Here is a 25,760-nt window from a genome sequence, read left to right on the forward strand (position 1 = left end):
CGGAAACAGAAAGGCCAGAAATGCCCACGCTCACCACCTCCCTCGACGGCTTCGAGGTCTGGTTCCTCACCGGCAGCCAGCACCTCTACGGCCCCGAGACTCTCGCGCAGGTCGCGGAGCAGTCGCAGGAGATCGCCCGCATCCTCGACGAGGCGGGCGAGGTTCCGGTGAAGATCGTCTGGAAGCCGGTCCTCACCGACGCGGCCTCCATCAAGAGGACCGCCCTCGAGGCGAACGCCGACGACAGGGTGATCGGACTGATCGCGTGGATGCACACGTTCAGCCCCGCGAAGATGTGGATCGCCGGTCTCGACGCGCTGCAGAAGCCGCTCGCGCACCTGCACACCCAGGCCAACGTCGAGCTCCCGTGGGCCGACATCGACTTCGACTTCATGAACCTGAACCAGGCCGCGCACGGCGACCGCGAGTTCGGGTACATCCAGACCAGGCTCGGCGTGCCGCGCAAGACGATCGTCGGCCACGCGAGCGACCCGCGCGTGCGCCGCGAGCTCGGCACGTGGCAGCGCGCCGCCGCCGGTCTCGCCGCCGCGCGTTCGCTGAAGCTGGCGCGCTTCGGCGACAACATGCGCTTCGTCGCGGTCACCGAGGGCGACAAGACCGAGGCCGAGCTGCGTTTCGGCGTGCAGGTCAACACGTGGGGCGTCAACGAGCTGGCGGACGCAGTGGCCGCGGCATCCGCGTCCGACATCGACGCGCTGGTCGCCGAGTACGAGGAGCTGTACGAGGTCGCCCCCGAGCTGCGTCGTGGCGGCGACCGGCACTCCTCCCTGCGCGACGGCGCAGCGATCGAGATCGGCCTGCGCTCGTTCCTGGAGGAGGGCGGCTTCGGCGCCTTCACGACCTCGTTCGAGGACCTGGGTGCGCTGACGCAGCTCCCCGGCCTCGCCGTGCAGCGTCTGATGGCCGAGGGCTACGGCTTCGGCGCGGAGGGCGACTGGAAGACGGCCGTGCTCGTGCGCATCGCGAACGTGATGGGCTCGGGCCTGCCCGGAGGCGCGAGCCTCATGGAGGACTACACCTACGACATGACCCCCGGCGACGAGCTGATCCTCGGCGCGCACATGCTGGAGGTCTCGCCCTCGCTGACCACCGCGAAGCCCACGCTCGAGATCCACCCCCTCGGCATCGGCGGCAAGGACGACCCGGTGCGTCTGGTCTTCACCGCCGACCCCGGACCCGCCGTCGTGGTGGCTCTCAGCGACATGCGCGACCGGTTCCGCCTCACCGCGAACGTCGTCGAGAACGTGCCGCCGCGGGCGTCGCTGCCGAAGCTGCCGGTGGGCCGCGCGGTGTGGAAGCCCGCGCCCGACTTCACGACCTCCGCGGCCGCGTGGCTCACGGCCGGTGCCGCGCACCACACGGTGATGTCGACGGCGGTCGGGATCGAGGCGTTCCGCGACTTCGCCGAGATGGCCGAGGTCGAGCTGCTCGTGATCGACGAGGAGACCACGCTTCCCGAGTTCCAGAAGCAAGTGCGCTGGAACCAGGCGTACTACCGCCTCGCGCAGGGCCTGTGAAGATAGACGCGTGATGAGCATTCCGAGGTCAGGCAGGCAGCTGCGCATCGCGAGCGGCGGATACGAGGCCGTGATCGCGAGCGTCGGCGCATCCCTGCGGACGCTGCAGAAGGACGGGCGCGACCTCGTGGTGCCCTTCGAGGCCGACGAGGTGCGCCCCGGCTACCGTGGCGCGACCCTGGCCCCCTGGCCGAACCGCATCGTCGACGGACGCTACGTCTTCGCCGGCGTCGAGCACCAGCTCCCGCTGACGGAGCCGTCGCGAGGGCAGGCGCTGCACGGGCTGCTGTGCTGGACCGAGTTCGCCGACCGGCTCGTGCTCGACGACCGCATCGTGCTCGCCGCCGTGATCGAACCGCAGTCCGGCTACCCGTTCCGCGTCGAGGTCGAGGTCGAGTACCGCCTCGACGCCGACGGTCTCGCCCAGACGGTCACCGCCCGCAACCTCGGGACGGATGCCGCCCCCTGGGGCACCGGTCCGCACCCGTACCTCGTGGCCGGCCCTGAGCGGAGCGTCGACGAGTGGACCCTGACGTTTCCCGCGTCCGAGGTGCTCACGGTCACGTCCGATCGGCTGAGCCCCGTGGCCGTGGAACCCGTGTCCGCGCACCCCGAGTGGGACTTCCGGGCCCCGCGGCCCATCGGCGACGTGTTCATCGACCACGCGTTCACCGGCCTGACCCGTGCAGACGGCGTGGCCGAGGTGCGTCTGACGGCGCCGGGCGGCACGGGCGTCGCGATGACCTGGGACGAGCGCTGCCCGTGGGTGCAGGTGCACACCGCAGACAACCCCGGCGTCGACAGCATCCATCGCATCGGCCTCGCGGTCGAGCCGATGACGTGCCCGCCCGACGCCTTCACCTCTGGCGTCGATCTCGTCGTGCTCGCGCCGGGCGCGGAGCACGCGGCATCCTGGCGGATCCGCGCGCTGTGACGCACCCGGCGCGAATGCGCCGGTCAGGACAGCGCTGAGACCAGGGCCTCGGCGGCGGATGCCGATGACTGCGGGTTCTGCCCGGTGATCAGGAGCCCGTCGACCACGGTGTGATCGCTCCAAGGCTGCGCCACGTCGACATCGGCTCCGAGCTCCCGCAGCGAGGTCTCCAGCAGGAAGGGCGCGCGATCGGCGAGACCGCCGAGGCGCTCCTCCTCGTCGGAGAACCCCGTGATGCGACGGCCGGCCACGATCGGCCGACCCTCGGCGGTGCGTGCGGGGAGCAGAGCCGCGAGCCCGTGGCACACCGCCGCGAGCGGGCGTCCGCCCGCCACCGTGGCCGTGATCAGCGCGGCGGAGGCGGCATCGGTCGCGAGGTCCTGCATCGGCCCGTGCCCTCCGGGGTAGTAGACGGCGTCGTAGGCCGCGGGCTCGACCTCGGCGAGCACCAGCGGGGACGAGAGGCCGGGGATCGCGGCGAGAGCGTCGACATCGCCTTCTCCGAGGCTCGCCACGTCGGCGACCGGCGTCGCCCCGCCGGGGGTCGCGAACGCGACGGAGTGACCGGCCGCGGTGAGCAGGCGGTAGGGCGTCAGCAGCTCTTCGGCCCAGAAGCCGGTGGGGTGCGCGGTGCCGTCGGCGAGGGTCCAGGTGCGGGCGCCGGTGACGACGAAGAGGATGGTGGACATGGTGTCTCCAATGCGGTCGAAGTGATCGAGGTGCATCAGGGGGAACGGATGCCGATGGTGCGTGATTCCGATACATTCTCGATATGAGCGATCGGAATGTCGATGGTCTGCGCGACCTCCCGCTGTGGCGCACGTTCCTCGCCGCCTACCGGGCCGGTTCGGTCTCCGCCGCGGCGCGCACGCTCGGACTCGCGCAGTCGACGGTGACCGCCCAGCTCCAGGCCCTCGAGAGGAGCACCGGAGAGCCCCTGTTCGAGCGCTTCGCACGCGGCATCCGTCCGACCCCTCGCGCCGACGAGCTCGCCGCGCGGCTCGCGGCCCCGCTCGACGCGCTCGCCGCAGCGGTGGGGCAGGACTCGACCGCCGCGGCGCCCGTGCTGCGGCTCGGCGGGGCGGCTGAGTTCCTCGCCAGAGTGGCGCTCCCCGCGCTCGCGCCCGCCGTCGCCGCGGGGCTCCGTCTCTCCGTCACCGCGGGCCTGGCCGACGACCTCCTCGACGCCGCGCGCACAGGATCCCTCGACCTCGTCGTCTCCGCCGTGCGCCCTCGCGGGAGGTCGGTGGCGGCGTCAGCGCTGTGCGACGAGGAGTTCGTCCTCGTCGCGTCGCCGTCGCGCGGGATCGCTCCCTCCGCCGAGCTGTCGGCCGCCGAGCTCGCAGACATCCCGCTGCTCGCCTACGCGCACGACCTGCCGATCCTGCGGCGGTACTGGCGGCATGTGTTCGGCATCCGACTGGAGCGCGATCCGGCGCTGGTCGTGCCCGATCTGCGGGCGCTCGCAGCCGCCGCCGTCGGGGGAGCGGGCGTGACGGTGCTGCCGAGCTATCTGATCGCCGACGAGCTCGCGGACGGGCGACTGATCGTGCTCCGGCCGACCGACGATCCGCCCATCAACACCCTGTTCCTGGTGCGTCGACCCGGCGCGCTGTCCCCGCACGCGGCCACGGTCGAGGCTGCTCTGCGCGCCGCCGTCTCCGGCTTCTGAGCCTCAGCGGGCGAGCCAGCCCCGCAGCGTCCTCGTCACCCACGGCAGCACCCAGTACGTCATGATCGGCGTGAGCACGACGGTCGTGCACAGCACCCGCAGCCAGATCGGCAGCTCGTTCCACCCCGGCACCGGGCTGAGCGCGTAGGCGAAGGCGACGTTCGCGGGGAAGAACCCGAGCCAGATCGACACGGCCTGCTTCCACCGTGGCGGCGTCCGCACCACCGAGACGGTCGCCGTCGTGCCGTCGGCGCGGGGGATGGTGATGGTGTCGGTGCTCGGGTCGTCGAACCAGCCCTCGATGCCGGTGCGCCGCTTCGCGCGCTCGCTGCGCACGAAGCCCTCCCCGGCCGAGCGCCACCACTCGCGTTCCCCCGAGCGCTCCCACGCGACGAGGGTCTCCTCGTCGGCGAAGCGGTAGAGCATGTGCCAGACGTTCGAGTCCTCGCCGTCGCGCACCCAGCCCGACCCGAGGAACCCCGGATACCTGTGCGCGAGGTTCACACCGGTCTGCGCCCAGGCCGTCGCTTCGGCGACGTGGTCGGGGTCGACCTCGCGGCGGATGGACACGGTGATGGGTTCGCTGGACATGGTGGGTCCTCGGAGGGGTGCGCGGCCCGGATCGCGGGCACGTCGGAAGGGGGATGCGCCAGGGTCGCGGCGCCTCGTCGATTCTATTTCGGATGCCGAGGGGAGGCGTCGCGCGGGCGTCCGCTGCCGGAGAACGCAGAGCGGCAGCCGGTTCCCGCAGAACCCGACGCGGCCGCTGCCTCGCCTGGTGTGATGGATGAAGCACCCGATCTCCCGCGGTTCTCGCGGGGAATCGGGATCCGCGCCCCCAGCGCGGAAAGGCCGGTCCCCTCCGGCCCTGGCGGCGGTCCCCACCCGTCGCCGGTCGGCAGGACCCGGAGCCCCATCCGGGTCCTGTCGGCGTTACTGTGTGACGTGACATCGCACGGCCCCCGGTCTCCTCCGGTCGGCGTCGCCGGCGATCCTCGGCCCGCAGCAACGGGGAAGGAGCACACGGATGCCCGGCACCAGCACGAGCGCAGCCCGCAGCGGCAACACGTCCGTGCGCCGCGTGCACTTCCCGATTCCGAGCATCCGGTCGCTCGAAGGGTGCGAGGTCACCGGGGAGTACCTCCGCCGCGTGGACACCAGGGTGATCGGGGTCGACGACGGCGCCCCGCTGAGGGCGCGGGTCGCCCGGGTCGGCGACATCCGGTTCTGGCACGTCGCCTCCCCGGAGATCGAGATGCAGTGGCCGTCTCCCGCCCCGACGACCCGGCTCCTCTTCGTGATGTGCATCTCAGGGCGGATGACGGTCGAGCCCGTGTTCCCTGCGGGGCGGAGCAGCACGCGCGTCGTCGTGATCCCCGCCACCACGGCGGAGTCGCGGATCCGCTTCTCGGCCCCGCGCAACGAGTTCTTCGCGATGTCGGTGCCCGACCCGGGGATGCTGACGACGGCGGGCGCGCGGCCGGCGGCTCCCGCGATCAGCCTGGATGCGCTGCGCCCGTTCATCGGCTTCATCGACGGGGTCACCGCGGTCGACGACGCCGAGCACCTCGACGCGTCGCCGCTGCACGCGGCGGCACGGAGCGTCGCGCGGAGCATGATCGAGCTGGTCGGCGGCAGCCTGACCGATCGACGCTGCATCGTGACGAGGGCGACGGACATCATGCTCGCGGAGTCGGACGATCCGAGGCTGACGACGGCATCCCTCGCCGACCGGCTGGACGTGTCGCCGCGCACCCTGCAGGCGGCGTTCGCCAAGGAGGAGCTCACCGTCAGGGGGATGCTGCGCGACATCCGCGCGCGCTCCGCCAGGGCGCTGCGTCGTGCGCAGCCCGATGCGAGGTCCTCCACGCTGGTGCGGGCCACCGGCTTCGGCTCGGAGTCCGCGATGTTCCGCGCGCTCAGAGAGCTGGAGAGCAGGGATGCCGCGGCCACGGTCGCGGACATCGCCTGAGACCGGCCTGCCGCATGCACCGTCAGTTGTGACGGTTTCGCGGGGAACCGAGTGATGAGGGGCGTCTGACTCCGTCTTGCTCTGTGAGGGCCGGACAGTCGTCCGTGTCCTCACGCGCCCGAGTGAGGCGAGGCTGCCGCACTCGGGTCGCGCGTTCTGGAACGGCGTATGGGGATGCCCGACTGGAGGGAGAGCGCGCAGAGGTGTCGGAGAGCGCACGGGGCGCGCTCTCCGACACCGAGATCCAGGTCGAACGGAGGGACGCACGATGGGAGCGGGAATCGACGAACACGGCAGCGTGATCAGGATCGGCGTGGTCGACGATCACCGGTCGATCCTGGTGGGCATCGCGGTGATGCTGAACGCGAGGGAGGGCGTCCACGTCGTGGCCGTCGGACGCACGGTCGCCGAGCTGCTGAGCGTGTCGCAGCGTATCGACGTCGTGCTGCTCGATCTGCTCCTGTCTGACGGCTCCTCGTCCGCACGGAACATCGCGGCTCTCGCCGCGACGGGAGCGCGAGTGCTCGCCTTCACGGATCGTTCGTCTGCGGGGGTGCATCGCGATGCGATGCGCGCGGGCGCGGTCGGGACGATCAGGAAGACGGACGATGTGACGCAGATCGTCTCCCGACTGCGTGCGGCGGTGCGAGGACGGTCCAAGGTGGCATCCGACGTCCGTCCCACCGGTGGAGTGAGCGTCGCTCTCTCCGCTCGGGAGACCGAGGTGCTCGCGCTGTACGCCGCAGGGGCGACGGCGGAGAGCGCGGCGAACCAGCTCTTCGTGACGAGGGAGACGGTGCTCGACCACATCCGCCGCATCCGCGCGAAGTACGCGAACGCCGGCAGACCCGCCGTGACCAAGGTCGACCTGTTCCGTCGTGCCGTGGAGGACGGCATCCTCGAGCCCGGGGACTGAGCGGCCGTGCGCCGGGGGCGTCGCGAGGAGGGGATGGTCTGTCTGTCCCCCATAACAGGGGGATTCACGCCCGACCGCGTGATCCCGCGACCGGAATACCGTCTGCTTGATTGAGGCGTCTCCTGTGCGCCGAACATCGTGCGGGCGCCCCAGACGCCCGGAAGAGGGGAACACACCAGTGCGAGCAGAACACCTGATGCGACGAGCAGAGGACGCGACCCGACGTCGGCGCGCGATCCGCGCTCTGATCGCGATGATCGCCGTCATCGCCGTGGGGATGGGGTTGCAGACGCCTGTCGCCGCGATGGCGGATGCCACGTCGCGCCCGTCGATCTCGATCACGCCGCTCACGCCGTCCAGCCAGCCGTCTGGCACGGCGTTCGGGTACCGCGTCTCGTACACCTGCAGCAACGTGAACGCATCGCCATGCGCCGACAATCCGACCGTGACGATCCCGCTCGGAGCGGCGGCGAACCCGACATGGACGGTCGCGGTCGGCGCGAACCCCCTCATCACGTCATGGACGGTCACCGGGGGCAACCTCGTCATCACCCTGGCAGACCTCACCGAGGGTGTCGCCGGCACCATCGGCATCACGATCACGCCCCCGAACCACACGACGCCGAACGGCACGAGCTGGACACTCGTGCCGACGATGACGTTCACCGACGGCACCCCGACGGTGTCGGCTCCCGGCGTGACCTCGACGGCCACGGCGACCCCGTCACTCGACGTCTCGAAGACCGTCGAGCAGACCTTCTACAAGCCCGGCGACACCGTGAAGTACACGCTGTGGTGGTACTGCCCCCGCAGCGGTTTCGGTGCGCCCGGTGATGAGAACCTCGCGAGCCTGCGACTGGTCGACACGCTGCCCGCGGGCCTGACGTACCTGTCCAGCTCCCCGTCCGCAACGGTCGCGGGCCAGACGCTCACCTTCGATCTCACCGCGGCGCAGCTGGGCTCCAGCTGCGCGGCCGGAGCCGGAACGGCCGTCTCCGTGACCGTGAATGCGCGGGTCAACGCCAATGTCGCCGACAACACCGTGCTGCGCAACGTCGTCAACGGCACCGGGACGTCGATCAGCGGCGCCCCGGTCACGTCGTCGGACGAGGTCTCCGTCACCGTCGTGTCGACGCTCCCCGGCGCGACCGTCACCAAGCGAGGCTACGGCCCTCTCCTCAACACGGTGGGCGACAACGGCACCTACGACCTCAACCTGAACGGCTACACCTCGGCGACGTATCCCGGGCCGTGGCTCGGTCGCGGCGACGCGAACGTCTCCACCGCCACGATCTACAACAGCGCTGCGCCCTCTTTTCGCATCGAGGCGCTCTACGCGCTCGACGTGCTGATGCCCGGCCCCGGCCTGCAATCCGAGGTCGTCGACCCGGTGCCGTGCACGACGAACGTGAGCGGATCCTCGTACTCCAGCAACGCTCCGGGCACCGTGTGCACGGATCCCGCCTTCCATCCGACCATGGTCACGATCTGGGCACGTACGACGGAGAATCCGCAGAACGTCGGCATCCCCTCCGCTTTCGCTCCGCAGGCGCGCCTCACCGACGGCTCGATCGTCACCCTGACAGCCGGACCCATCCCGTCAGGAGCGGTGACGCTCGCGAGCGGACCCGACTACCGCAGCTACTTCGTGCCCGCCTCGGCGATCGGCCGCGTGGCGGAGATCATCCTGCCGCGCACGACCGGCATGACCAACACACGCATGAACGTGGTGATCGGCGGCTATGCCGACTCGCGTCGAGTCGCGGGCGACATCCTCCGCAACCAGGCGGCGATCAGCTCCTACGCCGTGGGCGCGACGACGCCCTACGCGACGGGGACCTCGTCCGTCGGCCGGATCTTCATCCTGGACGGGCCGCAGATCGGCGTGACCAAATACTGGTACGCCGCAGGGCCGGAATTCCGAGTGAACAGCGAAGTCATGCTGAAGGGGCCGACGACCGGCGATCTGACCTTCGTCGATCGCTTCCCCGCCGGCGTCTCGTTCACCGGTCCCGCTGTTCTCGACGCATATCGCTATGGCGCCGGAGCCTGGAGCAACAACATCCCGACGACCACGACCGTCACCGCCGACCCCGTCACCGGCGAGACCGTCGTCACGGTGGTGGTCAAGGCGTCGACGGTGAACGGACTCCTGCCGGCCTCGAAGGGTGAGCGCATCCGCTTCGAGCTCCACCTCCCGTCGAAGGTGCAGTTCCCGGGCAACTACGTGAACAGGGCGACCGTCAACCTCTCCGATCCGCAGGTGAACAACTCGATCTGCACACAGGGCACGAAGGTGGCGGGCACGACGGGGGCTGGACACCAGTGCGCCTCGTCGACGTCCTTCACCGTCAATCCCGACCCGACGTCGGATGCGGTGCGTGTGACGAAGTCGGTGCGCGGAAGCCTCGATACCGCGTTCAAGAGCTTCCCGGCGATCGGGTACGTCGCATCGGCGGGGGGAAACGCGACGTTCCGGCTCGGCTGGACGAACAAGAGCCAGCAGAACGTCGGCAACGTCGTGATGTACGACCTGCTTCCGCGGGTGGGCGACACCGGCACGGTCGCGGGAACGGTGAACCAGCAGCGGGGGAGCACGTTCCGGCCGATCCTCACCGGGTTCTCGGCGCTGCCGGCCGGGGTCACGGCGTTCTACTCGACGTCGACGAACCCGTGCCGTCCCGAGGTGCTGCCGAACGCGCAGAACGCGGGCTGCGTCGACGACTGGGCCGCCGTGCCTGCGTCGCCGTCGGCCGCGCTCCTGCAGACCGTGCGCGCGCTGCGTTTCGTGTCGACCGCGACCTACGCGTTCGATCAGGGCCTCTCGATCGATCTGACGATGACGACGCCGCCGCTGAACAGCGTCGGCGACGTGGCCTGGAACACGGTCGCCACGGCGCAGACGAACCTGGCGAGCGGACAGCCGATCCCGCCCGTCGAGTCGGCCAAGGTCGGGATCGCGCGACAGGACTTCAGCCACATCACGATCGACAAGGTCGTGGACAAGACGGTGGCGAACGTGGGCGATCTGCTCACCTACACCGTCAGCGCGGTCAACGACGGTGGTCGTGACCTCTCCGACATCACCCTGCGGGACACGCTCCCGGCCGGTGTGACGTTCGTCTCGGCGAGCGGGGGAGGTGTGCACGCCGGGGGCGAGGTCACCTGGAACCTCGCGAGCATGCCCCTCGGGCAGCAGTTCACGTACACCGTCACGGTGCGCGTGGACCAGGAGGGCGTGGCGCTCGTGAACCGCTTCGGAGTCGACGGGACGACCCCGGTGACACCGCTGCATCCGTGTGCGGAGCCGAACGACGACGATGAGTCCTGCGCGACGACGACGGTGCCCGCGGTGGCCCTCACGTACGCGAAGACGTCCGACCCGGCACCGGGGACGATGGTCAAGGCGGGAGACACGGTGTCGTACACCGTGACCGTGTCGAACGCCACGGGCTCGCCGTCCACGAGCGGCATCGCGACGGATGACATGTCGGAGGTGCTCGACAAGGCGACCCTGGCGTCGCCGCCGGTCCTGACGTGTGCGCCGGTCGGCGCCTCGTGCGGGCAGGTCGCGTACACCGCCGGCGATACGGAGCTCGTCTGGAGGTCGACGGCGGGGGCGCCGCTCGCAGCGCACACGACGGCGACGATCACGTACACGGTGACGCTCGACGACGACGCGAGCGGAACGCTGCGCAACCTCCTCGTCGAGCCCGGCATCGCCGTCGAGCATCCGATCCTCAGCGTCGACAAGACGGTCGACAAGGGCGCCGGGTCGCTCGTGAACCCCGGCGATGACGTGAAGTACACGCTGTCGATCACGAACAGCGGCGCCGTCGGGAGCGGTCCGTTCTCCGTGTTCGATGACCTGAGCGACGTCGTGGGCAACGCGACGCTCGACGAGGCGTCCATCGCGGTCGACCCCGCCGTCGGAGCGGCGGCCTACGATGCCGGCACGCACCATCTCACCTGGACGGGTGCGCTCGCCGCGGGGCAGACGGTGCAGGTCTCCTACACCGTCACCGTGAACGACGATGCGTTCGGAGAGCTGCGCAACGTCTTCCTCGACAAGACCGTGGTGAACCCGATCTCGGGAACGCTGCAGTGGACCAAGATCGACGAGTCGCCTCAGCAGCGCCTCCTGGCGGGCTCGGAGTGGACGCTCCAGGCGCTCGATGAGAACGGCGCGCCGACCGGCATGGTGCTGACGGTCGAGGACTGCACGGAGCTGCCGTGCTCCGGGCCCGAGAAGGACCCGGCCGGCGGAGCCCTCCGCGTGCCGAACCTCACCCCCGGCGACCACCAGCTCGTCGAGACCAAGGCTCCGGCCGGCTACGTGCTCGACACGACCGTGCGCACCGTCACCGTGCTCGGCACCGTGCAGGTGACCGTGCTCGACGGGATCGTCAACCAGCAGCAGGGAGTGCCGGTCCTGCCGTTCACCGGCGGTCTGGGCACAGACCACCTGCTGCTGATCGGGGGCGCGCTGCTTCTGCTCACCTCCGGACTCGTCGTCTGGCAGATCCGCCGCAGGCGCAGGGCATGACCGCGCCGCGTCTCACCGACCCACCCGCTCCGCACCAGCGGAGAACCACTCATCCCGCCCACCCAGGGGCGGACTCGAAAGGACATCACATGACCGCACTCACGCACCCGCGGGGGCGCCGGATCCTCGCCATCGGCGCAGCGCTGACGCTCGGCGCGCTCGGCATCCTCGCCACGGGCTCGGCCGCGAGCGCCGCCGAGATCGACCCCGACCAGACCGGCTCGATCACCATCCACAAGTTCGCGAACCCCGGCAACGGCGCCGCGAACCCTGACGGCACCGGCACGCTGCCCGATACGGAGCCGATCGCCGACGTCGTGTTCGAGGTGTGCGCGATCGACGGCATCGACCTCGTCGACGGCACGAACACGGGATGGGATGCGCTCAACGCGATCACCCAGGCCGAGAAGCTCGCCGCCGGCGCCCAGGGCACCGCGACGCTCGGCGCCTACGCGCTGAGCGGCTGCGAGGAGGTCACTACCAGCGCAGACGGCACCGTGTCCACCGGCGCGCTGCCCGTCGGTCCGTACTTCGTGCGCGAGATCGACGCCCCCGCCGGGGTGATCGCGCCCGCGATCCCCTTCATCGTCACGGTGCCCACCCCCGCGGTGAACACCGGCATCGCCGGAGCACCGCTCGACGGCGAGTGGGTGTACGACGTCAACGTCTACCCGAAGAACACGCTCGCCGAGAGCCCGCGCAAGAACGTCGTCCGCCAGGACGACAACGGCGCCGCTCTCGGGGCGCCGGTCACGTACCAGGTGACGACGAAGATCCCCGCGCTCGCGGCCGGCGAGACGTACGACGTGTTCGCCATCACCGACACGCTCGACCCCGCCCTCACCCCGAACACCGACCTCTCGACCCTGTCGGTGGCCGTCGGCGGAGGAGCCGCGTTCGTGCAGGGCGCCGACTACACGGCGACCTGGGCGGGGCAGACGCTCACCGTCTCCTTCACCGCCGCCGGGCTCGCGAAGCTCGAGGCCGGGCAGAACGTCGTGCTCACCTTCGACGCGGCAGCGAACGCGGTCGGCGAGATCCAGAACCAGGCCTTCGTGAACCTGAACGGCTTCCAGCTCACCCCCGGTGTCCCGAACGGACCCGGCGGGTCGCCGACCGACATCGTGGAGACGCGATGGGGCAGCCTCACCGTCAAGAAGGTGAACGCCGCCGACGCGCAGCAGGGCCTCGCCGGCGCCCGGTTCGAGATCTACATGGGCACCACGGATGCCGCAGGCTGCATCGCCGACATCGACGACCTCAGCGCCGTGACCGCACCCGGCACGACCTCGCCGCTCGTCGTCTCCTCCGGCGCGGACGGCTCCGTCGTCTTCCCCGGACTCTGGGTCGGCGACACGGAGAAGACCGTCGCCGCCGACGGCACCGTCAGCGACGTCGCGGCCCCCGGCCACGACTACATGCAGCGCTGCTACGTGCTGAAGGAGATCGCGGCCCCGGCGGGCTTCATCCTCCCGGCCGGTGCGGCAGCGCTGACCGAGGTCGTCGTCGCTGCGGGCGACAACGGCACCGTCGCGCTGATCGACATCCCGAACACCCAGCAGGGAGTGCCGACCCTGCCGTTCACCGGAGCCGACGGACAGCTCGCCCTCATGATCGCGGGAGCCGCCCTCGCGGTCATCGCCGTCGGCGGAGTGCTCGTCTCGCGGCGGCGCAAGGCGGCTGAGGAAGCCTGATCGCGGAGACGTGATCGCAGAGACCCCGGGGCGGGGCTGGAGTGTCACCGCCCCGGGCCCGCGCGCCCGCTGATGCAGGGGTGCATGGCAGCGGGCGCATGAGGCGGCGGGGACGCGGGGCGTCCCCGCCGCCGACGCGCTCACGAGAGAATGCGGACGAGAGAGGAGAAGGACACGTGAACGATGACGTCACCGCAGCGACGGCGCAGACGCGAGCGCGTCCTCCCCGGAGCGACGCGCGGCGCCGGCCTCGCTGGCGCCCGTCGGTCCTGCTGCTCGTCACGCTGGCCGCAGCGGTCACGGGAGCGACCGTGTTCGCCTACGCGCCGGCCGCGCAGTGGCTCGCCGACTACAACCAGGCGCTGATCGTCGACGGCTACCCGCAGAGCGTCGCCGCCGCTGTGCCAGGGCCCGCAGACCAGCGCGCGGAGGCCCACCGGTACAACGAGGCCCTCTCCGCCGGTGCGATCCTCGCCGCCGATGCGAACGTCCCCACCAGTTCCGCGCGCACCGGGCAGGAGTTCGACTACGCGAGCATGCTGCGCACGGACTCGGGCGTCATGTCGCGCATCCAGATCCCGTCGATCGGCGTGGATCTCCCGATCTATCACGGCACGGACGAGGCCACGCTGCGGAAGGGTGCCGGTCACCTCGAGGGGACGTCCCTGCCCGTCGGCGGCGCGAGCACGCACGCCGTGATCACCGCGCATCGGGGGTTGCCCGAGGCGGCGATGTTCACCGACCTCGATCGGGTGAAGAAGGGCGACCTGTTCACCCTGACGACCTTCGGCGAAGTGCTGACCTATCGTGTGATCGATGCGCGGGTCGTCGATCCCGCCGACACCGAGACCCTCCGCCAGGAGGAAGGGCGCGACCTCGTCACGCTCGTCACCTGCACCCCGCTGGGCATCAACTCGCACCGCATCCTCGTCACGGGCGAGCGCGAGACGCCGAATCCGCCGCAGTCGGTCGTCGCCGCAGGAGGGCTCGCGGAGGGCGCAGGATTCCCGTGGTGGGCGGTGGCGTACCTCGCCGCCCTCGTGGTGATCGGGGTGTACGGCTGGTGGGCTGGTCGCTCGACCGCCGCGCGGTCTCGGCTGGCGGGTCGCGACGCGCCAGCCGACGCTCCGATGGAGTGACCGGAATACTGCACGAGCGCTATGCTCAGCTGTGGGGAGAGCCCACCCGAGGGAGATTTCTTCATGCCCATTCTCGTCGGAATCGTCGAGGATCACCCTGCCACGGTGCTCGGCACCGTGGCGATACTCCGGAAGCACGCTGACATCGTCGTCGCCGCGACGGGATCGCGCGCTCTGGACCTCCTCTCCAAGGCGTCGAAGCTCGACGTCGTCATGCTCGATCTGGCGCTCTCAGACGGCTCTTCTCCGACGGAGAACATCCGCACCCTGGCGCCGCTCGGAGCGCAGATCATCGCCTACACCTCCGGTGAGCAGTCGCGTCTCGTCCGCGAGGCCGCGCGCGCCGGCGCCTCCGGGATGATCCGCAAGTCCGAGCGCATGGAGGTGATCGTCGAGTCGGTGCGTCGCGCAGCCCGGGGCGAGGTCATCGCGTCCCCCGACTGGGCGGCGGCGCTCGACGCGGACCGCGAGTTCGTGTCGGCGAGGCTGAGCCCGCGGGAGTCGGAGGTGCTCTCCCTCTATGCGTCGGGGGAGACCGCCGACCGCGTGGCGCAGTCCCTGTTCCTGTCGCGGGAGACGGTGCTCGATCACATCCGTCGGATCCGCGCGAAGTACGCGGCCGTCGACCGCGCCGCTCCCACGAAGGTCGACCTGTTCCGTCGCGCCATCGAGGACGGGCTCGTCGCGCCGGATCAATGACCGCGCTGCGCGACGAGCTGACGCTCGTCGACCGACGCCTGGGCCGGATCATCGCGTGGTGCGGCATCCTGAGCACCGTCGCCGCATGGTCTCGCATCCTCCCGCAGATGCCCGAGTTCGCCCCCTGGTGGACGCTCCTCGCCGCCGTGCCCGTGCTCGTGATCGTGATCCTCGCGGTCGCGGGAGCCACGCTCTCGGCGACCGCGTGCCGTGTGCTCTGGGCGACGACGATCCTCTCGGTCACGGCCGCCCAGGCGACGGTCTTCCTCGGCTACCGTGGCGATGACCCCGACGGACTGCGTCCGTGGATCGGTGTTCTCGGCCCGATCGCCGTGTGCCTGATGCCGCTGCTCGTGCGCTCCGCCGTCGCCGCCGTCGCGCTCGCGGCGGTGATCCCCTTCGCGATGGCGCTGTCGGGGCTCGTGTTCCTCGGAGCCGTGCCCGCGACGGCGCTCGCGATGACCCCGATCCACGTCGGCAACATCGCCGTGCTCGCGGCGGTGATGGGCGCGCGGGCGCGACTGCTCCGCCTGGAGCGCGCCGAGGAGTCGACCCGGCGTCTCGAGTCGCGGCGCGACAGGGCGCAGGAGCGGCTGAGGAGCCAGCGCGCGGTGGCCAGGATCGTCCACGACGAGGTGCTGTCGGTGCTGACCGCGGCGATGCGTCTTCCCGGGCCGGCGCTCCCCGAGGTGCGGCAGGCGGCGTCGGCGGGGCTGGAGGCGCTCCGCACCGCCATGCGCATGCACCCCGGGACCCAGATCGACGTCGAGCGGGAGCTGGAGGCCGAGGACGCCGGACAGGCTCTGGCCCGAGTGGCGCACGGCATCGCCGCCGACGCGGATCTGAGCATCGCGATGAGGGCGGGCACGGTCCCCGCCGCGGTGCTGGAGCGCTCGTCGCTCGCGCTGGGGGAGGCGCTCCGCAACAGCGTCCTCCACGCGCGGAACGGGGGCCCGGCCGTCTCGGTCGACGTCGGGGGAGACGAACTCACGCTCGTGGTCTCCGACCGAGGACCGGGCTTCGATCCGGACGACGTGGCTCCCGAGCGGATGGGGCTGCGCAACAGCATCCTCGAACGCATGCGCGACCTCCCCGGCGGCACGGCGGACGTGACCTCGGGCGCGGGCGGCACACGCGTCGAGCTGGGATGGCGGCGCGCTGCGGCGAGGGTGATCGACTCCGGACTGTCCACTCGGATCGCACGGGTCGCGGTCGCCACGCTGTGGGTGACGGGGATCGTGCAGAGCCTGTTGATCGATCTCTTTCCCGTTCCGAACCCCGCCGTCGGCATCGGATGTTATCTGGTGGCCCTTCTCGGCGCCCTGATGGTCACGGCGCAGCATCCCGGCAGGCTGCGCGGCGCGGAGGCGGCGGCGGTCATCGGATGCGCGGTCGTCGTCGCGCTGTGCGTGCTCGCCTACGCCGACATCTTCGACGCTCCCGCCGGTGAGGTATGGCTGCTGACCTTCGCCTCCTACCTCGTCGCTCTCGTGGCGGCGCGCGGCAATCCGGCCGCAGGCTGCGTCGGCGCCGTCCTGCTCGTCGGGCTCGTCGTCGCGTGGGGATCCGCGACCGGACAGCCCGCCATCGGGGTCGTGGCCATGGCGACGCCGACCGTGGTCTCCCTGCTGGTCGGTGTCACGTGGTTCATCGGCGTCAGCAGGATCTCCGTGCGCGAGTACGGCGTCCGCGCCGCCGCTGTCGAGGCCGCATCGGCGACCGTCTTCGCCGCAGCCGAGCGGTGGTCGTCACGGCGGGAGCTGTCCGGCATCCGCAGGACCGCCCAGCCCCTGCTCACCGCGCTCGCCTCGGGCGCCGACATCGACGACGCGCTCATCGGGGAGCTCGCCGCGGCTGAGGGGAGCATCCGCGACCGCATCCGCGCTCCCGGCCTGCACCACCCGGCACTGGTCGCGGCGGTGGATGGCGCACGCCGGAGAGGCGTGCATGTGCTGCTGCTCGGCGAGGAGACGGCGATGAGGCACCGCCTTCCCGGTGAGCTCGCCACGTCGATCGCGCGACTGGTCGCGGAGGAGGGGGCGGTCGCGGTCACCGTCAGGGAGGTGCATCGCGACGGCGGTTCCGTGGTGACGGTGGTGCGTGAGCGGGGGGACGGCAGCGTGCAGCGAGAGGAGTTCTCGCGTGCCGGCGCATGACGCGTCCCCCACTTACGGGGGAAAGACGTCTCGTTCCTTGTGAGCGGAGGGAGTACCGGCAACCCTAGAGAGGCGGTTCGTCCGCCACGAGGTGACTCTCCTCCCCAGGGTCCCTCTCTAGCTGCGGGGGCGACGTCACCCCCGCAGCTGTCTTGCAGCGTGAAACGGGGTGTCGGCGCATCTACTGGGGACTCGCGCCGAGGAAAGTGGTGTGAATTTGTGGGGACCGGAGTGAACTCGATCGTTCGGGTGGGGATCGTGGACGATCATCGGGTCATGCAGCTCGGAACGACGGCGATCATCAACGGGCATCCGGGCCTGCACGTGGTCGCGGTGGGGACGACCGTGGCCGAGCTGCTGGCGCTCCAGCAGCGCATGGACGTCATCCTGCTCGACCTCACGCTGTCAGACGGGTCGACGCCGTCGCAGAACATGGCGGCGCTGTCGCGCACGGGAGCGCGGATCCTGGCCTTCGTCGCCGAGGAGCCGCCGCCGATGCTGAGACAGGCGGCGCGTGCGGGCGCCGTCGGGCTGATCAGGAAGTCGGCCGACGCCCCGCAGATCATCGCCACGATCCGCGCGGCCGCCCGCGGGCAGGTCGTCGCAGGGGCCGAGTGGTTGGCGGAGATGAGCCGCGCGGTGCCCGAGGTGGCCGACGCCGGTCTCTCCGTGCGAGAGGCCGAGGTGCTCGCGCTCTACGCGGCGGGCAACACGGCCGAGAGCGTCGCCCAGGGGCTCTACGTCTCGCGCGCCACCGTGCTCGACCATATCCGCCGGATCCGTGCGAAGTACGCCGCGGCAGGGCGTCCCGCGCCGACGAAGGTCGACCTCTTCCGCCGCGCGGTGGAAGACGGGCTCGTCCAGTCCGAGTCCTGACCCGCGCCGTGGCGGCCATCGCGGGGAGAGAATGGAGCCATGAGCACGCGCAGCGAAGCCGTCCTGATCGATGTCGTCCGCACTCCCGTCGGCCGGGGCAAGCCAGGGGGAGCGCTCTCGGGCGTGCACCCGGTCGACCTCGCCGCCGGCGTCCTCTCCGCGCTCCTGGAGCGCACCGGGCTGGAGTCCGCGCAGATCGACGATGTGCTGCTCGGCTGCGTGAGCCAGGTCGGAGATCAGTCGTCGAACATCGCGCGTCAGGCTCTCCTCGCCGCCGGATTCGATGAGTCGGTGCCAGGGGCCACCATCGATCGGCAGTGCGGATCCAGTCAGCAGGCGGTGCACTTCGCGGCGCAGGGCGTGATGGCGGGAGCCTACGACGCCGTGATCGTCGGCGGGGTCGAGTCGATGAGCCGAGTGCCGCTCGGCGCCGCGCTCGCCGGAGGATCGCCGATGTCGCCGCGGTTGCGCGCACGCTACCCGGAGGGTCTGGTCAACCAGGGCGTGAGCGCCGAGCTCATCGCACAGCGCTGGGGCCTCGACCGCGACGCGCTCGACGCCTATGCCGCGGAGTCGCATCGGCGTGCGGCATCCGCCTGGTCGGAGGGCTTCTTCGACAGGACGATCGTCGCGGTCGACGAGGCGCCGGATGCGGTGACCGATGAGACCGTCCGGCCGGGGACGACGGCCGAGGGGCTGGCCGGCCTGAATCCGGCGTTCCGCACGGACGCGCTCGCCGCGCGCTTCCCCGAGCTCGGGTGGCGGATCACACCGGGCAACTCGTCCCCCCTGACCGACGGCGCCTCCGCCGCGCTGATCATGAGCGCCGACCGCGCCGCCGCGCTCGGGCTGACGCCGCGCGCACGGTTCCATGCGCTCGCCGCTGTGGGCGACGACCCGCTCCTCATGCTCACCGGGCCCATCCCGGCCACCCGTCGCATCCTCGAACGGTCGGGCCTCGGCATCGACGACCTCGACGCCTACGAGGTCAACGAAGCATTCGCGTCGGTGCCGCTCGCCTGGGCCGCCGAGGTCGGGGCGGATGCCGCCAGGCTCAACCCGCGCGGCGGGGCGATCGCGCTCGGGCACGCGCTCGGCTCGTCCGGCACGAGGCTGCTCGGCACCCTCGTCGATCATCTCGACGCCGTCGGCGGGCGCTACGGATTGCAGACGATGTGCGAGGGCGGCGGCATGGCCAACGCCACGATCATCGAGAGGCTGTAGCCGCGGCGGACCCGTTCCGGAGCGCGCCGCAGAACGGAGAAGACCCCCGCCGACCCGATTCGGCGGGGGTCTTTCGCGGTGTGGGCACCGCGACGGGAGCAGACGCTCACCGTTGGCGCGGAAGCTGTGACTACCCGATCCGGTCTGAGTCTCTGTCCGCGCATCTGCAGTTGTAGCCGGTGGAGGTGACCGGGCGGTGAACGAGGGGAGAACTCGCGGATCGGGGGAGGGGCGTCTCCTGAAAGCGCTTGCGCTATCGGCTTCTTCTGCCGGACGAGTCTGGAATATTACGCGACAGAAGTACTGGAAGCGCTTGCAGTTTCTCCCAGCGGACTGATAGCTTCGCACGCACAGCATCCGGGCACGCCGTCGTGCCCTCTCCATCCCCAGGGAGCATCCGTGTCGAAGACGACCACCGCACGCCGTACCGCACTCCTCGCCGTCACCGCGCTCATCACCGCGGGACTCGCGGCCGTGGCCGCACCCGCGGCATCCGCCGCAGAGCGCACCGCGGCGCTCGTGGGCGACCTGCAGTCCGAGCTCGGCTGCGCCGCCGACTGGGCGCCCGACTGCGCCGCGACCGAGCTCGCCCCCACGGGTGCGCCGGGCATCTACAGCGCCGAGTTCGAGGTGCCCGCCGGCAGCTACGAGTACAAGGTCGCTCTCGACGACGGGTGGGACGAGGCGTACGGACTCGACGGCGGAGGGGACAACATCCCGCTGACGGTCGCGGGCCCGGCGACCCTCCGGTTCACCTACGACGACACCCGCCACCGCGTCGGCGTCGAGGTCGAAGACCTTCGCGGCGGCTACACGAGCGACGACGATGCGCTCATCGCGGCACCGGTGCGGCAGCCCGGCGCGGGGGAGCAGTTCTACTTCGTGATGACAGACCGCTTCGCGAACGGCGATCCGTCGAACGACAGGGGCGGTCTGGACGGCGAGCGGCTCACGACCGGATTCGACCCCACCGACAAGGGCTTCTACCAGGGCGGCGACATCGCCGGCATCCGGAACGAGCTCGACTACATCGAGGGACTGGGGACCACCGCGATCTGGCTCACCCCCAGCTTCGCGAACAAGCCCGTGCAGGGCGAGGGGGCGAACGCGAGCGCCGGCTATCACGGCTACTGGGTCACCGACTTCACCCGCATCGACCCGCATCTCGGCACGAACGAGGAGCTGCAGGCGCTGATCGCCGAGGCGCACGACCGCGGCATCAAGGTCTACTTCGACATCATCACCAACCACACCGCCGACGTCATCGACTACACGCAGCAGAAGTACGACTACATCGACCAGGCGACGAGCCCGTACCGGGACGCCGACGGAAAGACGTTCGACCCCGGCGACTATGCCGGCACCGGCGACTTCCCCGCCCTGGACCCCGCCACGAGCTTCCCGTACACGCCCGTGGTCGCGGATGCCGAGAAGGAGGTGAAGGTCCCGTCCTGGCTCAACGACCCCTCGCTGTACCACAACCGCGGAGACTCGACCTGGTCCGGGGAGTCCGTGACCTACGGGGACTTCAGCGGCCTCGACGACCTCATGACCGAGCATCCGACCGTCGTCAACGGCTTCGTGCAGGTCTACGACAAGTGGATCGACCTCGGCATCGACGGATTCCGCATCGACACCGTCAAGCACGTGAACTTCGAGTTCTGGCAGCAGTTCACGACGGACGTGCTCGACTACGCCCATGCGAAGGGCAAGAAGGACTTCTTCATGTTCGGCGAGGTCTACGACGCCGATCCGGTGAAGCTCGCCCCCTACGTGCGCGACACCGACATGAACTCGATCCTCGACTTCACATTCCAGTCCTCGGCCGTCAGCTACGCCTCGGGCAACTCCGCGAAGGGGCTGCAGTCGCTGTTCGCGGGGGATGACCGCTACACGACCTCCGACTCCTCGGCCACGGCGCTGCCGACCTTCCTCGGCAATCACGACATGGGCCGGGTGGGGAGCTTCCTGCGGAACACGGACTCCGCGGTGCAGCGCGACGAGCTCGCGCACGAGCTGATGTTCCTCACCCGCGGGCAGCCCGTCGTCTACTACGGCGACGAGCAGGGCTTCGCCGGCACCGGCGGCGACAAGGACGCACGCCAGTCGCTCTTCGCCACGCAGGTGGCGGAGTACGCGAACCAGAACCTCATCACGGGAGAGCAGGTCGGCTCCACGGACCGCTACAGCACCGACGGTGAGCTGTACCGCAGCATCGCGGCGCTGTCCGATCTCCGCGAAGCCCACCCCGCGCTCGTCGACGGCGCGCAGATCGAGCGGTACACGGCATCCGGTGCGGGCGTGTACGCGTTCTCCCGGGTGGATGCCGACGACAGGGTCGAGTACCTCGTCGCCGTGAACAACGCCTCCTCGGCGCAGACCGTCGACCTGAAGACGCTCACCGCCGACGCCGGCTACAGCGCCGTCTACGGCGACGGCGCGGCGCTGACGGCGGATGCCGGTGCGGCGACGAGCATCACGGTGCCCGCACTGTCTGCGGTGGTGTGGAAGGCGGATCGCAAGGTCACCGCCCCCGCCGAGGCCGCGCCGGTCACCCTGAGCGTTCCCGCCGCGGGCGCCGGGCTCGCCGGGCAGTCCGCCGTGCAGGCGACCATCGCCGACCAGTGGGCGCAGACGAGCTTCGCGTACCGCGTCGTCGGCTCCGACGAGTGGCACGCGCTCGGCACGGCGGAGGACACCGATCCCCGCGTCTTCCACGACATCCGGGGCCTGGCGAAGGGAACGCTGGTCGAGTACCGGGCGGTGACGACGGATGCCGCAGGCCACCACTCCGCGGCATCCACCTACGCCTCGGTCGGCAACGCCGTGACGCTCGAGCAGGCCGAGGAGCCGGAGTCCCCGATCGACATGGTGACCGTCCCCGGCAGCCTCAACTCCGAGATGGGATGCGCGGGCGACTGGGATCCGGCGTGCGAGAAGGCCGCGCTCACGCTCCGTGCAGACGGGGTGTGGGCCGGCACGTTCGACCTCCCCGCCGGCGACTACGAGTACAAGGCGGCGATCAACGGCAGCTGGGCGATCAACTACGGCGCCAACGGCGCACCCGACGGCTCGAACATCGCCGTGCACCACGCGGGCGGACCGATCACGTTCTACTTCGATCCGCGCACGAACATCGTGCAGTCCACGTCGGAGGGCCCCATCGTCACGCTCCCCGGCTCGCAGCAGTCGGAGCTCGGCTGTGCGGCCGACTGGTCGCCCGACTGCCTCGCGACCCTCATGGCCGACGGCGACCGCGACGGCGTCTACGAGTTCGCGACGGACGAGCTGCCGACCGGCGCCTATGAGCTGAAGGTCGCGCACGGCCTGAGCTGGTCGGAGAACTACGGAGCGGACGGAGCGCCTGGAGGGGCGAACATCTCGTTCAGCGCCACCGAGGGCAAGGTCACGACCTTCCGCTACACGCTCGCCACGCACATCCTCGAGGTCGTGAGCGTCGACCCGCCGCTCCCCGGCACGGGCGAACTGCGTGCGCACTGGATCGACGCCACGACCATCGCGTGGCCCGCGACGCTCGGGAAGACCGACAGGGCCGCGTACCAGCTGTACTCGGCATCCGACGCCGCGCTCGCCGTGGCCGACGGCGACGTCTCGGGCGCGGATCCGATCGCCCTGACCGTGATCGACGGGGGACTCACCGACGCTCAGCTCGCGCGCTTCCCCGCTCTCCAGGGCTACCTCGCGCTGAGGGTGAAGGATGCGGATGCCGCGGCGCTCGTGCGCACGCAGCTCGCCGTCGCCCAGCGCGATACGGCAGGCGCCCTCACCGCGTTCACGGGCGTGCAGATCCCCGGGGTGCTCGACGACCTCTACGCCGCAGCACTCGACGAGGTCGACCTCGGTGTCACCTTCAGCGGCAAGAAGCCGACCTTCCGGCTGTGGGCGCCGACGGCGCAGAGCGCGGCCCTCCTGACCTGGAACGCCGGGGCGAGCGGCGATCCCGTGCGTCACGACGCGGCATGGGACGCGGCATCCGGCACCTGGACCGTGAAGGGCGGCAAGGACCTCAAGGGCGATGAATTCCTGTGGGAGGTGAAGGTCTACGCGCCGACCACGGGGAAGATCGAGACCAACCTGGTCACCGATCCGTACTCGACGGCCCTCACGCTGAACTCGGAGCGCTCCGTCGCGATCGACCTCGACGACAAGGCGTGGCAGCCCAAGATCTGGCAGAAGACGAAGTCCCCCGTCGTGGAGAAGTCGGTCGATCGCGCGATCTACGAGCTGCACATCCGCGACTTCTCGATCAGCGACGAGACCGTGCCTGCGGAAGAACGGGGCACTTACCTCGCCTTCGACGAGAAGAGCGCGGGCACCGATCAGCTCCGCCAGCTCGCGGATGCCGGCATCAACACCGTGCACCTGCTGCCGTCGTTCGATCTCGCCACGATCGAGGAGGACCGTGCGGCCCAGGCGGTGCCGGACTGCGACCTCGCATCGTTCGGCCCCGCGTCCGATCAGCAGCAGGCGTGTGTGCAGGCCGCGGCCGATGCGGACGGCTTCAACTGGGGCTACGACCCGTACCACTTCTCGACGCCCGAGGGCTCGTACGCGGTCGACGCGAACGGCGGGGCGCGCGTGGGCGAGTTCCGCACCATGGTCGGCTCGCTGCACGACATGGGGCTGCAGGTCGTGCTCGACCAGGTGTTCAACCACACCGCGGCATCCGGTCAGGCGGGCACGTCGGTGCTCGATCAGGTCGTGCCCGGCTACTACCAGCGGCTGAACGCGGCGGGCGCGGTCGAGACCTCGACCTGCTGCCAGAACGTCGCGACCGAGCACCTCGCCGCGCAGAAGCTCATGGTCGACTCGATCGTGACGTGGGCGCGCGACTACAGGGTCGACGGCTTCCGGTTCGACCTGATGGGGCACCACTCCACGACGAACATGCAGGCGATCCGCGACGCGCTCGACGCGCTGACGCTCAAGAAGGACGGCGTCGACGGCACGGCGATCTATCTGTACGGCGAGGGCTGGAACTTCGGAGAGGTCGCGAACAACGCACTGTTCGAGCAGGCGACGCAGGGCCAGCTCGGCGGCACAGGCATCGGCACGTTCAACGACAGGCTGCGGGATGCCGTGCACGGCGGCAGCCCGGTCGACGGCTCCTCGACGTTCCGACAGGGCTTCGGCACCGGTCTCGGCACGGACCCGAACGGGAACCCGATCAACGGCACGACCGAGCAGGCGCTCACCGACCTCGGCCATGAGACGGATCTCGTCAAACTGGGGCTCGCGGGCAACCTGCGCGACTTCACGTTCGTGACGAGCGACGGGAAGGTCACCGCCGGTTCAGGCATCGACTACCGCGGCTCGGCCGCAGGCTATGCCCAGGAGCCGGACGAGGTCATCAACTACGTCGACGCCCACGACAACGAGACGCTGTACGACCTGTCGGTGTTCAAGCTGCCGGTGGGCACGTCGATGGCCGACCGGGTGCGCATGAACACGCTCGAACTGGCGACCGTGACGCTCTCGCAGTCGCCGTCGTTCTGGCACGCGGGCACCGAGCTGCTGCGCTCGAAGTCGCTCGACCGCAACAGCTACAACTCGGGCGACTGGTTCAACCGCATCGACTGGACCGGCCAGGAGTCGACCTTCGGCTCCGGCCTGCCGACCGCGGCGGACAACCAGGAGAAGTGGCCGATCATGGCGCCGCTGCTGGAGAACCCGGCGCTCAAGCCCGGAGCCTCCGACATGGCGTCGGCCGAGGCATCCGCCCTCGATCTGCTGCGCGTGCGTGACGAGGTCGACCTGCTGCGGCTCGGCTCGGCGGATCTCATCGAGCAGAAGGTGACGTTCCCGAACAGCGGAGCGGAGGCCGCGCCCGGTGTGATCCTCATGCAGATCGACGATCTGGTCGGGGCCGACGTCGACCCCGAGCTCGACGGAGCCCTGGTGGTGTTCAACGCGTCGCCCGCACCCGTCACGCAGACGGTGGCGGGGCTCGCCGGTCGCTCGTTCGCTCTGACGCCCGCGCAGGCGAACGGAGCGGATGCGGTGGTCAAGAGCACGACGTGGGATGCCGCGAGCGGCACGGTCACGGTGCCCGCGCGGTCGGTCGCCGTGCTTGTCGACGACCAGGTGCAGCCGATCGACACGTCCGTGCGGCTGAGCTCGTCTGACGTCGTCGTGAAGGCGGGCCGGAACGCGATCGTGAAGGTCACGGTCGCCGCCGACGACCGCAGCGCCGCCGTCGGCACCGTCACGGTGCGCGACAACGGCAAGGTCGTCGCGACGGTCGAGCTGACCGCCGCCGATCGGGGCAAGGTCACGGTGACCGTGCCCCAGGTGACCCGCGGCATCCACCTGATCACGGCGCGGTTCGAGGGAACAGAGCCGTACACGGACTCACGTTCCTGGCTCCCGCTCC

Annotated in this window: 15 protein-coding genes; 13 read left to right on the top strand and 2 right to left on the bottom strand. The window is 70.5% G+C overall.

Annotated elements, in window-relative coordinates; translation table 11 throughout:
- The first annotated feature begins 20 nt into the window (after positions 1–20).
- Entirely contained in the window at positions 21–1,538 is a 1,518-nt protein-coding gene (araA, locus tag CQ047_RS15960) for an L-arabinose isomerase (RefSeq protein WP_105676817.1), read from the top strand.
- 13 nt (positions 1,539–1,551) lie between these two features.
- Complete coding sequence (locus CQ047_RS15965) at positions 1,552–2,472, top strand: aldose 1-epimerase family protein (protein WP_105676819.1); 921 nt, start codon at positions 1,552–1,554, stop codon at positions 2,470–2,472.
- A 23-nt stretch (positions 2,473–2,495) separates the two neighbouring features.
- Here the strand turns inward: CQ047_RS15965 and CQ047_RS15970 are convergent, their stop codons facing one another.
- On the bottom strand, positions 2,496–3,161 hold the full coding sequence (locus CQ047_RS15970; protein WP_105676838.1) for a type 1 glutamine amidotransferase domain-containing protein: 666 nt from the start codon (positions 3,159–3,161) through the stop codon (positions 2,496–2,498).
- Positions 3,162–3,244: 83 nt separating this feature from the next.
- On the opposite strand from CQ047_RS15970, the gene CQ047_RS15975 reads away from it, so the two are divergent.
- Positions 3,245–4,144: a LysR family transcriptional regulator gene (locus CQ047_RS15975; protein WP_105676820.1), complete on the top strand. Its 900-nt coding sequence runs from the start codon at positions 3,245–3,247 to the stop codon at positions 4,142–4,144.
- A 3-nt stretch (positions 4,145–4,147) separates the two neighbouring features.
- Here the strand turns inward: CQ047_RS15975 and CQ047_RS15980 are convergent, their stop codons facing one another.
- Positions 4,148–4,735, bottom strand: a complete 588-nt coding sequence (locus CQ047_RS15980; protein ID WP_105676822.1) for an antibiotic biosynthesis monooxygenase — start codon at positions 4,733–4,735, stop codon at positions 4,148–4,150.
- 436 nt (positions 4,736–5,171) lie between these two features.
- On the opposite strand from CQ047_RS15980, the gene CQ047_RS15985 reads away from it, so the two are divergent.
- From CQ047_RS15985 to pulA, 10 genes are all read left to right on the top strand, one after another.
- Positions 5,172–6,116 carry a helix-turn-helix domain-containing protein gene (locus CQ047_RS15985; protein WP_105676824.1) on the top strand — a complete coding sequence of 315 codons (945 nt, stop codon included), beginning with the start codon at positions 5,172–5,174 and terminating at the stop codon, positions 6,114–6,116.
- A 268-nt stretch (positions 6,117–6,384) separates the two neighbouring features.
- Positions 6,385–7,032 carry a response regulator gene (locus CQ047_RS15990; RefSeq protein WP_105676825.1) on the top strand — a complete coding sequence of 216 codons (648 nt, stop codon included), beginning with the start codon at positions 6,385–6,387 and terminating at the stop codon, positions 7,030–7,032.
- Between the two features lie 196 nt (positions 7,033–7,228).
- A complete protein-coding gene (locus tag CQ047_RS15995) occupies positions 7,229–11,578 on the top strand; it encodes an isopeptide-forming domain-containing fimbrial protein (RefSeq protein ID WP_105676826.1) in 4,350 nt (1,449 codons plus the stop codon).
- A gap of 89 nt (positions 11,579–11,667) precedes the next feature.
- Positions 11,668–13,272 carry a SpaH/EbpB family LPXTG-anchored major pilin gene (locus CQ047_RS16000; RefSeq protein ID WP_181155972.1) on the top strand — a complete coding sequence of 535 codons (1,605 nt, stop codon included), beginning with the start codon at positions 11,668–11,670 and terminating at the stop codon, positions 13,270–13,272.
- A 176-nt stretch (positions 13,273–13,448) separates the two neighbouring features.
- Positions 13,449–14,411 carry a class C sortase gene (locus tag CQ047_RS16005; RefSeq protein WP_308116169.1) on the top strand — a complete coding sequence of 321 codons (963 nt, stop codon included), beginning with the start codon at positions 13,449–13,451 and terminating at the stop codon, positions 14,409–14,411.
- 63 nt (positions 14,412–14,474) lie between these two features.
- On the top strand, positions 14,475–15,110 hold the full coding sequence (locus CQ047_RS16010; RefSeq protein WP_105676830.1) for a response regulator: 636 nt from the start codon (positions 14,475–14,477) through the stop codon (positions 15,108–15,110).
- Positions 15,107–17,266: an ATP-binding protein gene (locus CQ047_RS16015; protein WP_105676832.1), complete on the top strand. Its 2,160-nt coding sequence runs from the start codon at positions 15,107–15,109 to the stop codon at positions 17,264–17,266. Before CQ047_RS16010 ends, CQ047_RS16015 begins: the two co-directional genes overlap by 4 nt.
- Positions 17,267–17,524: 258 nt before the next feature.
- The gene (locus CQ047_RS16020; RefSeq protein ID WP_223587443.1) at positions 17,525–18,142 is read left to right on the top strand and encodes a DNA-binding response regulator; all 618 of its coding nucleotides are present in this window, start codon (positions 17,525–17,527) and stop codon (positions 18,140–18,142) included.
- Positions 18,143–18,181: 39 nt separating this feature from the next.
- Positions 18,182–19,366, top strand: a complete 1,185-nt coding sequence (locus CQ047_RS16025; protein ID WP_105676834.1) for a thiolase family protein — start codon at positions 18,182–18,184, stop codon at positions 19,364–19,366.
- 399 nt (positions 19,367–19,765) lie between these two features.
- A partial coding sequence (pulA, locus tag CQ047_RS16030; protein WP_105676835.1) for a pullulanase-type alpha-1,6-glucosidase occupies positions 19,766–25,760 on the top strand: 5,995 nt, incomplete at its 3' end.

Source organism: Microbacterium sp. MYb72 (assembly GCF_002979415.1).
Lineage (GTDB): Bacteria > Actinomycetota > Actinomycetes > Actinomycetales > Microbacteriaceae > Microbacterium > Microbacterium natoriense.